General features: G+C 35.6%; 10 protein-coding genes. 3 read left to right on the top strand and 7 right to left on the bottom strand.

Annotated elements, in window-relative coordinates; all coding sequences use genetic code 11:
- Positions 1-215 precede the first annotated feature (215 nt).
- Positions 216-1,631, bottom strand: coding sequence for an APC family permease (locus EHC72_RS01775; RefSeq protein ID WP_131535760.1), 1,416 nt, complete (start codon positions 1,629-1,631; stop codon positions 216-218).
- 290 nt (positions 1,632-1,921) lie between these two features.
- Here EHC72_RS01775 and EHC72_RS01770 point away from each other — a divergent pair, with 290 nt between their 5' ends.
- From EHC72_RS01770 to EHC72_RS01760, 3 genes are all read left to right on the top strand, one after another.
- On the top strand, positions 1,922-4,168 hold the full coding sequence (locus EHC72_RS01770; RefSeq protein WP_131535759.1) for a sodium-translocating pyrophosphatase: 2,247 nt from the start codon (positions 1,922-1,924) through the stop codon (positions 4,166-4,168).
- A 130-nt stretch (positions 4,169-4,298) separates the two neighbouring features.
- On the top strand, positions 4,299-5,756 hold the full coding sequence (locus EHC72_RS01765; protein ID WP_131535758.1) for an amino acid permease: 1,458 nt from the start codon (positions 4,299-4,301) through the stop codon (positions 5,754-5,756).
- A gap of 103 nt (positions 5,757-5,859) precedes the next feature.
- Positions 5,860-6,426, top strand: a complete 567-nt coding sequence (locus tag EHC72_RS01760; RefSeq protein ID WP_131535757.1) for a MarC family protein — start codon at positions 5,860-5,862, stop codon at positions 6,424-6,426.
- A gap of 199 nt (positions 6,427-6,625) precedes the next feature.
- Here the strand turns inward: EHC72_RS01760 and EHC72_RS01755 are convergent, their stop codons facing one another.
- The 6 genes from EHC72_RS01755 to EHC72_RS01730 all read right to left on the bottom strand — a co-directional run bounded on the left by EHC72_RS01755 (position 6,626) and on the right by EHC72_RS01730 (position 14,152).
- Entirely contained in the window at positions 6,626-7,786 is a 1,161-nt protein-coding gene (locus EHC72_RS01755) for an RsmB/NOP family class I SAM-dependent RNA methyltransferase (RefSeq protein ID WP_131535756.1), read from the bottom strand.
- 36 nt (positions 7,787-7,822) lie between these two features.
- A complete protein-coding gene (locus EHC72_RS01750) occupies positions 7,823-9,034 on the bottom strand; it encodes an ABC transporter substrate-binding protein (RefSeq protein ID WP_131535755.1) in 1,212 nt (403 codons plus the stop codon).
- A 112-nt stretch (positions 9,035-9,146) separates the two neighbouring features.
- Positions 9,147-10,676, bottom strand: a complete 1,530-nt coding sequence (guaA, locus tag EHC72_RS01745) for a glutamine-hydrolyzing GMP synthase (protein ID WP_131535754.1) — start codon at positions 10,674-10,676, stop codon at positions 9,147-9,149.
- 79 nt (positions 10,677-10,755) lie between these two features.
- Positions 10,756-11,211: a deoxycytidylate deaminase gene (locus tag EHC72_RS01740; protein ID WP_131535753.1), complete on the bottom strand. Its 456-nt coding sequence runs from the start codon at positions 11,209-11,211 to the stop codon at positions 10,756-10,758.
- A gap of 63 nt (positions 11,212-11,274) precedes the next feature.
- On the bottom strand, positions 11,275-12,708 hold the full coding sequence (locus EHC72_RS01735; RefSeq protein ID WP_131535752.1) for an MFS transporter: 1,434 nt from the start codon (positions 12,706-12,708) through the stop codon (positions 11,275-11,277).
- 208 nt (positions 12,709-12,916) lie between these two features.
- Entirely contained in the window at positions 12,917-14,152 is a 1,236-nt protein-coding gene (locus EHC72_RS01730; RefSeq protein ID WP_246029354.1) for a thioredoxin family protein, read from the bottom strand.
- Between the last annotated feature and the right edge of the window lie 130 nt (positions 14,153-14,282).

Raw genomic sequence — 14,282 nt, 5'->3', positions numbered from 1 at the left:
GCCGGTATCCGCTATGTCGGGTTTACGCACTTCATTTCTTGCAAAACAATAGCCATCTAAACCCGGGCGACAGCGTTATCCTTTTTCGGGATTAAGCAAAGCACGGGGCTACAATACGCCACATTGAGATTTACCCTGCTTTCCAAATTATTTTAAAATAAAAAAGGAGCAAATAAATCTGCTCCTATATTAAAATGGTATAAAATAATTTCCTGTTACTCTTCTTTTGGTTTGGTAAAATAATAAACCGGAATACCGGCTAGCATAATTGCTACACCCCAACCGCAAGTACTTGTTTTAAAAACCAGGAGCGCTATAGAAATTGCTGTGGCAACAATAATATAAAATGCTGGCAATATTGGGTATCCAAATGCTTTGTATGGACGTTCGGCATTTGGCATTTTACGGCGTAAAATAAAAATACCAACGATGGTTAAAATGTAAAATATCATTACGATAATGATTACAAAATCTAATAAATCGCCATACTTACCTGTTAAACATAGAGCAGATGCCCAAACGCATTGTGCCCATAATGCCCACCCTGGTACACTTGCCTTATTTAAAATAGCGGCTTTTTTAAAAAACAATCCATCCTTGGCCATTGTATAATAAACCCTTGCACCAGCCATAATTAAACCGTTATTGCAGGCAAAAGTTGAGATCATAATCATTACTGCAATAATAATTGTACCCATACTACCAAATATTGGCTGGGCTGCAGCTACTGCAACTCTATCTTCTGCAGCGGTAGCAATTCCTTGAAGTGGCAATACCGCCAAATACATTAGGTTGGCCAAAATGTAAATTACACTTACAATGAAAGTACCTAAAAATAAACTTAAACCTACATTACGCTGAGGGTTTTTAATTTCGCCGGCAATAAATGTTACACCGTTCCAGGCATCACTACTAAATAAGGAACCAACCATGGCGGCGGCAATTCCAGATACCAGTGCCTTGCCAGCTACATCCGTCCAAACGCCTGTTTTTACATCAAAAGATCTTGTTGTCCATGCATCAGCCCAGTTGGCATGCCATATTTCGGCATTTGCTGCTAAAGAGAAACCAAAAATAATTAGCCCAAAAAGAGAAAGAATTTTAATAATGGTTAAAATGGTTTGTAGTATTTTACTATCCTTTACACCTTTACTATTAATATAAGTTAATAAAATAATTGTTGCTATTGAAACGAGTTGGGCCGCATTCAGTTTAAAGCTCCCTGCATCGAAAAGAATATTTTTATCGCTTAGTGGTTCGTATAAATAAGCAGCAAATTTAGAAAATGCAACACCTACTGCCGCTATGGTTCCTGTTTGAATAACGGCAAAAAAACTCCAGCCGTATAAAAAAGCAATCAGTTTATTGTAAGCCTCTTTAAGGTAAACATATTGGCCACCTGCTTTTGGAAACATCGCACTTAACTCGCCATAACTTACTGCAGCAATAATAGTTACAACAGCGGTAAGTGCCCATATTAAAATTAGCCACCCTGCAGAGCCCACCTGCCTGGTAATATCAGCGCTTACAATAAAAATACCCGAACCGATCATTGATCCAACAACCAGCATGGTACCATCAAAAAGACCAAGCGCTCTTTTGAACGTATTGTCTTGTGGTTCTTTCTCCATAATTTAATTTTAGTTTGTGGCTAAATTTATTAAAAAAATATAAACCGTAACCTCTTGTCTTGTATTATTTTAATAGCGCTACTTTTTTAGATGAATAACATCTCAATATGAACCTCTTGCCCAAGTTAAAGGATAAAAAGAACCTGATACGCAGTTTATTTAACGAATCAATATTTAAAACTTAATGAAGAAACTCCATAAAAATAAATTTATGTCTACTGAAAATTAATTTGTTAACTAAATTTCCTATTTTGTAAATCTAACCAAAACGATAAACCAATTAATAAACTATGGATTTTTTACAAAACAATTTAATTTATGCAATTCCAGCTTTGGGCCTGGTAGGAATTATTGTGATGATGATTAAAAGTGCCTGGGTAAATAAACAGGATGCTGGCGATAAAAACATGCAAGAACTTGCTGGCTATATTGCTGATGGGGCAATGGCATTTTTGAAAGCCGAATGGAGAGTATTGAGTATTTTTGCAGTTTTTACTGCTGCTTTATTGGCTTATTCTGGTACGATAACAGAAATTAAGGGCATTCCGATGCATTCGAGCTGGATTATCTCAATTTCTTTCATCATTGGAGCCGTGTTTTCTGCAACTGCAGGATATATTGGAATGAAATCGGCAACAAAAGCAAATGTTAGAACCACACAAGCCGCTCGTACAAGTTTAAAACAAGCACTAAAGGTTTCTTTTACTGGTGGCACAGTTATGGGACTTGGAGTGGCAGGGCTTGCTGTTTTAGGTTTAGGCGGTTTATTTATTGTTTTTCTGCAAATATTCCACGTAACGAGCGCAAATAGCGTTGAAATGAGAACCGCTATTGAAGTACTAACAGGCTTCTCTTTGGGGGCAGAATCTATTGCTTTATTTGCTCGTGTAGGTGGAGGAATTTATACCAAAGCAGCAGATGTTGGTGCAGATTTAGTTGGGAAAGTTGAAGCCGGCATCCCAGAAGATGATGTTAGAAATCCTGCAACAATTGCGGATAATGTTGGCGATAATGTTGGTGATGTTGCCGGAATGGGCGCCGATTTATTCGGATCTTATGTTGCAACAATATTGGCAACAATGGTTTTAGGCCAAGAAATAACAGTTACAGATAAATTCGGTGGCATGTCTCCTATCCTTTTACCGATGGTAATTTGTGGATTAGGAATTATATTTTCAATTATAGGCACTTGGTTTGTTACCATTAAGGATGATAAATCAAATGTTCAGAATGCCTTAAACTTAGGTAATTGGTCATCTATTGTAATTACAGCTATAGCCTCATTTTTTATTGTTAAATGGATGCTACCAGAAACTTTAAACCTTCGCGGTTACGAGTTTACAAGCATTAATGTATTTTACGCTATTATTGTAGGCTTAGTAGTTGGTACGATTATGAGCGTGGTAACTGAATATTTTACAGCTATGGGTAAAGGCCCTGTTAATTCTATTATTCAACAATCTTCTACCGGGCACGCTACAAATATTATTGCTGGTTTATCTGTCGGCATGAAATCTACAGTAATTCCTATCCTAGTATTAGCAGGCGGTATTATGGCATCTTATCACTTTGCAGGCTTGTATGGCGTTGCTATTGCCGCAGCTGGTATGATGGCAACAACAGCTATGCAATTGGCTATCGATGCTTTTGGCCCTATAGCTGATAACGCTGGTGGTATTGCAGAAATGAGTCAGCTACCTCCTGAAGTACGCGAACGTACGGATAACTTAGATGCCGTTGGCAACACGACTGCTGCAACCGGGAAAGGATTTGCAATTGCTTCTGCAGCATTAACCTCTTTAGCCTTATTTGCGGCTTTTGTGGGCATAGCCGGAATTACAGCAATTGACATTTATAAAGCGCCTGTTTTAGCTGGTTTATTTGTTGGCGGAATGATCCCCTTTATATTTTCAGCATTATGTATTCAGGCAGTTGGTAAAGCAGCTATGGATATGGTGCAAGAAGTACGCAGGCAGTTTCGTGAAATTCCAGGTATTATGGAATATAAAGCTAAGCCTGAATACGAAAAATGTGTAGCCATATCAACCAAAGCTTCAATCCGCGAAATGATGATGCCAGGTGCTATAGCCTTAATTACACCTATTATTATTGGTTTCACTTTCGGACCAGAAGTTTTAGGCGGTTTACTTGCCGGAGTTACCGTAACTGGTGTTTTAATGGGCATTTTCCAAAGTAATGCAGGAGGTGCCTGGGATAACGCCAAAAAATCATTTGAGCAAGGCGTAATGATTAATGGAGAAATGTTTTACAAAAAATCAGAGCCGCATAAAGCTTCTGTTACCGGAGATACTGTTGGAGATCCTTTTAAAGATACTTCGGGCCCATCAATGAACATTTTGATTAAATTAATGTCGATTGTATCACTAGTTATTGCTCCTTATATTGCTGTTAAGGCTGTAACAGGAGAACATAAGACAGAAGTTGTAAAAGAAATCAGAATTACTCAAAAAACAGATAGTTTAGGTACCGTTATTTCAGATACTTTAAAGAATACAACTGATACGATTAAGAAATAACTGTAAAAACACTGATATAATATTTATAAAAGGGATTTTTAACAAAATCCCTTTTACTTTTCAGTAATTTTTATTTAGGTTTACTGCTTATTATCATAAAAATCAACAAACACAAAAGACTAAACAACTTATGAATTTTAAAAAGCCTATTGACGTACTGATAGCAGAATCTGCTGAAAGTGGTGAGGGCACACTCAAACGTACACTGAGCAGTACAAGTCTCGTTGCTCTGGGTATTGGAGCTATTATTGGTGCAGGTTTATTTTCTTTAACTGGTATCGCTGCAGCTGACCACGCAGGGCCTGCCGTAACCTTATCATTTGTATTAGCTGCTGTAGGCTGTGCTTTTGCAGGATTATGCTATGCCGAATTTGCTTCAATGATTCCAGTAGCGGGTAGTGCTTACACCTACTCTTATGCCACCATGGGCGAATTTATGGCTTGGGTTATAGGATGGGATTTAGTATTAGAGTATGCATTAGGAGCTGCAACTGTAGGCGTTTCCTGGTCCGGGTACTTTAACAAATTATTACATGAGTTTGGCGTCGAAATGCCACTCTACTTAACAAAATCTTTCGCAGAAGTTGATGGAGGAGGGATAAATCTTCCAGCAATTGTAATTGTTTCTCTACTTTCCTTAATGTTAATTAGAGGTACAAAAGAATCTGCAAGCCTTAACAACGTCTTAGTTATTGTAAAAGTATGTGTTGTTATATTATTTATTGGCTTAGGATGGAAATTCATTAACCCATCATACCACACACCTTACATTCCTAAAAACACTGGTGTTTATGGCGAATTTGGTATTTCTGGTATTGCAGCAGGTGCAGCCTTAGTATTCTTTGCATTTATCGGTTTTGATGCCGTTTCTACTGCTGCTCAAGAAGCCAAAAATCCTCAAAAAGGTATGCCAATTGGTATATTAGGCTCTTTAGTGGTATGTACAATCCTTTATGTGTTATTTGCTCACGTAATGACAGGCTTAGTACCTTTTAGTATATTTAAAGGTGATGCTTCTCCGGCAGCAACAGCATTTAAAGTAACAGGATACGGTTGGTTACAATTAGGATTAATTATTGCGATTTTAGCAGGCTATACTTCGGTAATCCTAGTGATGTTAATGGGTCAATCAAGAGTATTTTACACCATGTCTAAGGATGGATTATTGCCAAAATTCTTTAGCAGTATTCACCCTAAATTCAGAACACCGTTTAAAACCAACTTATTTTTCATGGTGTTTGTAAGTATATTTGCAGGGCTTGTTCCAGTTACAGAGTTAGGCCATATGGTATCTATCGGTACTTTATTTGCCTTCTCACTTGTATGTATCGGCGTGATGATTTTACGTAAAACTGATCCAGACAGACCTCGTCCTTTTAAAACACCATTAGTTCCATTTGTTCCTATTATGGGTATTATTGTTTGTGTTTACTTAATGTATTCATTGCCACTTGAGGCTTGGATTAGATTAGCAATTTGGATGGCTTTAGGTATAGCAATTTATTTCTTCTATGGTAAGAAAAACTCTATTCTTAGAAATAAAGGTAAAGTTGTACTTCCAGTAGATCCACCAAAACCAGAATTATAATATTAAATAAACTTAAAGCCCCGACCAAAATCGGGGCTTTTTTTTGCTTCAATAATTTTGGTAACAATTTAATTGCTCTACCTTTGTAGAAATCTTTATCGCTATGAAATTCAATTTCAGTCAGATTCTTTCCACCACGATGGTATTATTTGCCATTATTGATATATTGGGCGCTATACCCGTTGTAATTGAGTTGAGAAGAAAGGCTGGACATATCGAATCTGAAAAGGCTGCTTTAGTGGCTACTGGATTAATGATTTTGTTTTTATTTGTTGGAGAATCATTGCTAAAAGTTATTGGTCTTGACGTAGAATCTTTCGCCATAGCAGGTTCATTTGTAATTTTCTTTATCGCAATGGAAATGGTTTTAGGTCTTACCATTTTCAAAGAAGAAGCACCAGAAACAGTTTCTATTGTTCCACTCGCCTTCCCATTAATTGCTGGAGCGGGAACTATGACCACCCTACTTTCGTTAAAAACTGAATACGATACTCAAAATATTTTAGTAGGTATTCTTCTTAATATGCTATTTGTATATTTCGTTTTGAAAAACACCAACCGATTGGAAAAATTGTTTGGCAAATCAGGCTTAAATGTACTTCGTAAAGCTTTTGGTGTTATTCTACTTGCAATTGCTATTAAACTATTCAGAAATAACACAGGGCTTTAATTTCTGTATTAAATTGTACGTTCATCTGACAAAATTCAGGTTTATTGTAACAAAAAAAGCGTATATTGATCTAAACATAAAGCTAAATACACAAAATGAACAGCTTTGAAGAATATACCGTCATTATTGGTGCCATCGCGGTTTTAATTGAAACCGTTAAGTTTCTAAGAAAGAAATTTAAATCATGGGTTAACCACGCTTAGGTTTTAATTAACCTGGCAACAAACATGGTATCTGCATGTTTTTCGTAACCTTTTATTAATTCCATTTTTTCGAGTTCCAAAGGTAACGTATCCAGCATGTGCTGTACAACTTCTTCATTTTCGGCAGCAAAAGCAGAGCACGTAATATAGATTAATGGCTTACCAGGTTTCAGATATTTTACCACATTTTGAACAATTGCTTTCTGCATAATGGCAAACTGCTTAATTTTCCTATCCTCAAAAAAGGTTAACATTTCTGGTGTTCTACCCCACGTACCGCCACCTGTGCAAGGCGCATCTAATATAATTCCATCAAACTGATAGTGGTGCAAAATCTGATCATTATTTTGTAGAAGATCTAACTCCTTTTTATGATATTTCTTAATACCTGCCAACCGAAATCGCTCATCGAGGTTCAGCAAAACGCTTTCCCGTAAATCGGTTACTAATAAATCAATAACAGGCTCTAAACTATGTAGCAGTAATGTTTTACCACCTGATGCAGCACAGCAATCCCACCACTTATCCCATTTATTGGGCATAAAGTAATTACCTGTATGTTGCGATGATAAGTCTTGTACCTGGTAACTTCCTTCTTTTAATATGCCTTCAAGCTTTGTACCGTTAGGCAAAGAAAGAGCTGTATCCGTTACCTGTTTCGCATCAATATTCTCCTGCTTTAATTTGGCAACAATGGCTTTTGTATCATGAGTTGCAACTCTTATAAATAAATTAGGTTGTTTAAAAAAAGATGAATAGAAATCCGTTTTATTTAAATCCTTAGATAGATGTGAATTAAAAGGAAAGATTGTTTCTAGATTAAAATCTGGATATTTTTTGGAGATAAGCTTAATTTTCTCTTCAATTGAATCCGTAATGTGCTCAACTAAATCTGGTAAATTTTTCTCTACAACCAAGCTCAGCGTTTCGTGGCAAAGAAAATCGGCGATGCTTAATCTTTCTTCATTATTTAATGCGGGTAGTGCTTTACCAAGGCGATAAAAACTGTAAACATGCCGTGTGGCCCATCTTCTATCTGATGAACCCATTTGCTTATGTTGCTTAAAATAACCTGGTAAAAAACGATGCAATGGTAAGGTACCATCATATTGCTGCAAAATTTGCTCAAATGCCCTTAACTGGTGTTCTACTCTCATAAGTTGGAAGAAATAATTTTTAAATGTTGATTAAACTTACTCTACAACATTAAGCGCAAAGTTTTTATAGCGTAGCAACATTAAGCTGGTATTAATATAGCCCAATTTTTCATCATACTTAAAAGAAAAGCTATTGTGAAGCCCTTTATACTTATCCTTCACAATATAATCCTGATATTCTTCACCGTAATTATTTAATAACCGACCGAAGTAATAACCAATATCAAAACCTTTGAAAGCATATTCTCCTGGCTCAAAACCGTATCTATTCCGGTATTTTTTTATAAAAGCAATTACAGCAGCACTTTTATAATCTATTTTGTAAGAAGAGCTTATTATTGTGTTTAAACCTTGTAATTTATCTACAGTGTAATTTTGCTTAATCCAGTTTGGATGTCCAAATAAATTAATGGCATAACCACCAGAAGGAAGATTTTTTAGCTTATAAAGCTTATCAAGGGTCGGCTGTACAAAAGCACGATCAGAAGATGTTAAAATTACAGCATAATGCTTTCCTTTTATCATTTTGGTTTCAAAGGTAAAAGCAGATGCATATTCTTGAAAGATAAACTTAGGATTACTTTGGAAATAAGTTCTTATTGGAGCCGCCAACTGCTCATCTTCGGTTTTCTTAGGATTAATTAATACAACAATTGTATTTTCTGGGTTGAAATTTTTGCTAATGTAAGCAGCAATTTTATGGGCATGTAAATCTATGTTATTTACAATTGAAATAAGATTTGGATTATCAAATTCGGTCGGATTTGTAGCTGCCAAAGGCGATACTACCAACATTTTATTTTCAATTGCATAATTTTTAATATGCTTAATTCCATCTGGAAAAACAGGACCAATAATTAGATTGCTTTGTTTAAATCGTTCATTTTTATATAAAGAAGATATATGCGCATTATCATCTTCGGTATCAAAAACATTTAATTTAAAATTCTGTCCGCCAGCAGCAGCAGAATCTAAACCAAGCTTAAAGCCCTGGTAGAAATCAATTGGCATGGCATACTTCTCAATATCAGATTTTGTAGCCGTTTTTAAATTGAGCTCATTAAGTTTAAAAGGTACAAGTAAGGAAATATTGGCTTGAGAAAACTTTTTTATTGACTTTTTCTCTGGTGTTTTTTCCTTTTCCTTTGCGTTTGAGTCATCTTTTTTAGGTGTCCTGATTTTTGGTGAACAGGCCGCAAATAAAAGTGCAAACAAAACAAAAAGACTGTATCTACTTTTAAAATTCATAGCTATTAATTTAACAAAATATGCTGGCAAAGGTTTAACTCTACCAGCATAATATTATATTTTATTCATTATAAAGCCTTTCTAATTCAGAAAAAAGACTCAGGAAATTAATTTATTCCCACTCAATAGTTGCAGGTGGTTTAGAGCTAATATCATAAACAACTCTATTAATTCCTTTAACCTTATTGATAATCTCATTTGAGATTTTAGCAAGAACTTCGTAAGGTAAATGGCACCAGTCAGCAGTCATTCCATCAACAGATTCTACAGCTCTTAGGCAGATTACGTTTTCGTAGGTACGTTCATCCCCCATAACTCCAACAGATTGAACTGGCAAAAAGATTGCTCCTGCCTGCCAAACTCGATCGTATAAACCAGCTGATTTTAATTCATTAATATAAATTGCATCTGCTTGTTGCAAAATCTCTACTTTTTCAGCAGTAACATCGCCTAAAATACGAATAGCCAAGCCAGGACCTGGAAATGGATGGCGACCTAAAATTACATCATCAATGCTTAAAGCCTTACCTACTCTTCTAACCTCATCCTTAAACAAAGTTTTCAATGGTTCAACTACTTTTAGCTTCATAAAATCAGGTAAACCACCAACATTATGGTGAGATTTAATGGTTGCCGATGGACCATTAACAGAAATAGATTCAATTACATCCGGATAAATAGTTCCTTGCCCTAACCAGCTTACGCCAGTTACTTCGTGTGCTGCATCATCAAAAACTTCAATAAAAACTCGTCCTATTGCTTTTCTTTTTAACTCAGGGTCTTTTAATCCGGCAAGCTGACTTAAGAAACGATCTTTAGCATCAATTCCTTTAATGTTTAAGCCCATGTGTTTGTATTGCTCAAGCACTTGGCTATATTCATCTTTACGGAGTAAACCGTTATCAACAAAAATACAATGCAAGTTTTTACCGATTGCCTTATGTAGTAAAACCGCAGCAACGCTACTATCTACACCACCCGATAAGCCTAAAACAACTTTATCATCGCCTAATTTCTCTTTCAAATCTGCAACAGTGGTTTCAATAAAAGAAGCTGAAGTCCAATCTTGGCTACATCCGCAAATATCTACAAGGAAATTCTCTAAAAGAACTTTACCATCAATGCTATGGGTAACTTCTGGGTGAAACTGAATGGCATAAGTATCAGAATCTTTAATGTGGTAAGCTGCTACCCTTACGCTATCGGTGCTCGCAATCAATTCAAAATTTTCAGGAATATGGGTAATGGTATCACCATGGCTCATCCAAACTTGAGAATCGATATTAATGCCTTTAAATAATTTATTTTCCTGATTTACAAAGCTCAGGTTAGCACGGCCGTACTCGCGGGTTGATGATGGTTGTACATCGCCTCCAGAGTGCTGCGCAATATATTGTGCACCATAACAAACGGCTAACAATGGATATTTTAAATGATATTTAGCTAAGTCGATTTGAGGAGCATCATCCTGACGAACAGAATAAGGGCTTCCTGAAAAGATAACACCTTTTACATCGCCTGAAATTTCAGGAAGATTATTAAAAGGATAAATTTCACAGTAAATATTTAGTTCGCGTACTCTACGGGCAATGAGTTGTGTAAATTGCGAACCAAAATCGACGATAATGATTTTTTCTTGCATGCGCAAAGGTAGGGTTTTAAGCGTAAAACGAGAAAGGTAAATGGCAAAATGTTAACATTAAAAATCTCTGCACCAACATTTAAGATAAAAGCACCACTTCTACCCCAAACTTCCTCAAAAAATCTACACCTTCATCACTCGGTAAACCCTTGTAAGCGGCATAAGATTTTGAATAGTAAACCAATTTAATACCTGATGAAAGAATTAAACGTGCGCAGGCTATGCATGGCGATAAAGTGGTATAAAGGGTACATCCTTCAATCTTCGAACCATTTTTTGAGGCATAAAGAATAGCATTTTCCTCTGCATGCAGGGCTAAAGAGCAACTTCCTTTACTATCTCTTTGGCAACCTTCTCCTGGCCATTCTTCATCGCAATTGTGAGTTCCGGCGGGTGGACCGTTGTAACCAATAGAAATAATTCGGGTATCTTTAGTTAAAACTGCACCAACGTGCGCTCTTACACAATGAGAACGGGCGGCTAAATCAGTCGCCAAATTCATAAAAATGGAATCGAAACTAGGTTTTTCAGTCATGTATTAAATTAAAAAGCCACAGAAAGAAAACTTTCTGTGGCTACAAAATTAGTTTATTAAATATTAATGTCCGCCAGAAAGTTTCTTATCAAAAGAAATTCCTTGCGCTCTAAGGATTCCACTAACTCTCCAAGCGTAAAATGCTAGGTAAGCGAAACAAATTACACCAACCAAGTAGCTATACTGAATACCTGTTGTTTCAGAAACCACACCTTGTAACCAGCTAATAATTCCTCCGCCCATAATCATCATGATTAAGAAACTACTACCCTGACTTGTGTTTTTACCCAAACCGCTAACAGCTAAAGTAAAAATACATGGCCATAAAGTACTGCAGAATAAACCAACACTTGTAAATGCGTAAACGCTTACCATACCTGTGGTAAACATTCCAATTAAAAGTGCGGTAATACCTATAAATGAAAATATTAACAACATCCTGGCAGGATTACCTTTACTTGCCATATCAGCAATAATTAGCACTAAAATAATTGCTGCGTAAACATAAAAAGGGGCAAGATCGTGACCACCTAATGCATTAACACCAAGAAAAACACCAAATGCTAAATATGGAGCAATAAATCTTAATACTTTTTGTTTTTGAACATTATCTGTAAAAGCTTCAACAGCACCAGTCCATCTACCAATCATCATACTTGCCCAGTATAAAGAAACGTATGGAGCTATATCTTTAATTGCGAAACCCAATTTATGTTCCATGTAGGCAGGTAAGTTACTAGCGGTAGATACCTCAACACCAACATAAAGAAAAATGGCTAGCATACCTAAAACTAATTGCGGGTATTTTAAAGCTGAACCTTTTACCGATGGATCAACCTCGGTTGCTTCAACCAATTCTGGTTTATTTGGAAGGGAAGAAAACTTAAGAAAAACAGCTACTAGTAAAAAAGCTGCCCCTAAAATTAGATATGGAATTTTTACACTTTCTACACTGATTCCTCCTGTTGAAGAAGATGGTGAACCAAATATAGCATAACTAACAATTAGCGGTCCAATGGTTGTACCAAAGTTATTAATACCACCAGCCATTGTTAAACGCTGAGAACCTGTAGAAATTGGACCTAATGCAATTGCTAAAGGATTTGCTACTGTTTGTTGTAATGAAAAACCTAATGCTACAATAAATAAGCCTGATAACATCAATGCAAACGATCCCGTGTTAGCTGCCGGATAAAACAAAAGTGTGCCTAAAGCCGAAATGGATAAACCTAATACAAGGCCATTTTTATATCCGATTTTATTCACTAAATCTTGCTTCATGATAACAGAAATACCCCAATAAATAAGTGATCCTACTGTGTAAGCAATATAAAATGCTAAGGAAACAAGCTGACTTTGTGGCTGAGATAAGTTAAAAGCTTGCTTAAAAACGGGAATTAAAATATCATTACTGGCTGCAACGAATCCCCAAAAAAAGAATACGGTAACTAAGGGAATAAATTGCCCCCATTTGGTTTGCTGTTGATCTGAACTCATTTTATAATTTAGTTTTTGGAAGGCTAAACATAAATAAAAAAAATAATAAACAATATATTAATAAACAAAATAGTGTATTTACAACACTATCTGCTTTAATATTGGAGCGCTATAGGTATATATTTGGTTAAATAAAAGGGATAACATTCAAAAAACGTTATCCCTTTATTAGATATTCAATAGGCTTTTTTGATATAAAACTTAAATGCTACCAAGTTTTTTCACCTTTTTTCATTTTATCCAAAGTTCCTTGATAATTAGCCTTTTCAGCATCGGGAACTAAATTTATAGCTTTCTCTTCCCATTTTATAGCTTCTTCTGTTTTACCTAACTTATGCAATAAATTAGCGTAGGTATCCATCAATGCCGGTTGTGCATTATTTGTTGCCTCAACACTGCGCTTACTCCAGTTTAACGCTTCGGCAACGCAAGCAGGATCATGGCAGTTTTCAAAAACCGTCCACGCTAAACTATTTAAAGTATTAACATCGGCGTCATTACCATATTTACGCATATAGCTTAATGCTGCTGCCTGATAGTTTGTCCAATCTTTTTTATTTTGATAAAGCTGAACTTTAAACATTGCTAAACTTTTTGATAAGTCTACCGAGGGATATTTTTTCTTAATGGTAGCCTCAATTTCATCAACATTTACATTTGGATCTGATTTTCCTTTTACCAACGCATAAACCTCTTCGTCCATAATAACATCAGTTAATATTTTGTTGGCTGTACCTTTACCTAAAACCTCATCAACTTTTTCAGGATTTTTAAGGATTACATCAAATCCTTTACTTTTACTGCTTGCTGTAAATTTTCCTAAAAACTCCAAATTATCTTTAGTGTATAAATCCTTCTGACTGGCAATGTATTCTGTTGCAACTTTATCTTTAGTTTCTGCATCATACGCTTCATCAGCGGCATAAGTAAGTGATTTTAAAAACTCAGGGTTCTTATCTCCTGCTTTATATTTTTTAAGCACAGTGAAATATTGAGTTTCAGGTTTGAAGGCTTTATTTACTTTAGCAATAAAATAATCAGCTTCGCCACCACCAACAACTTGATGCACCAATTCACCATCAGGAGAAAAAATTAAAAACGTTGGATAAGCTCTAACTTTATAATCTTTAGCAATAGATAAAGCATCGGCATACCAACTTTTTACCTCTTCATTATCTTTAGGTGTTTTATCCATTTGAACTTTAATATTTACAAAGTTCTTATTAAAAAAATCTCCTACTTTTTGTTGAGGAAAAATAGTAGCGGTCATATACTTGCATGGCCCGCACCAAGTGGTAAAACAATCTACAAATAAATATTTGTTTTCTTTTTTAGCTTTCTCTTTGGCCTGTGTCCAGCTTAAATTATGTTCGAAATGAGTTCCAGTTTGTTGTGCCAAACTTAAAAGTGGAGTGAGGAGCATTAAAAAAAATAGTTTTTTCATAGTTTTTAGGTTCATTAAATGAAATATTAACACAATAATACAAAATTAAAAACCTATAAATGAAGTTAATGGAAGCAAAACTTAAGGCACAAATATTTTAAATTACTAGTCGAAAATTTTAAATCAAATG

The organism is Pedobacter nototheniae (assembly GCF_004335085.1).
GTDB classification, from domain to species: domain Bacteria; phylum Bacteroidota; class Bacteroidia; order Sphingobacteriales; family Sphingobacteriaceae; genus Pedobacter; species Pedobacter nototheniae.
Note: the sequence above shows the minus strand (reverse complement) of the source record. Positions and strands in the feature narration are given on the sequence as shown.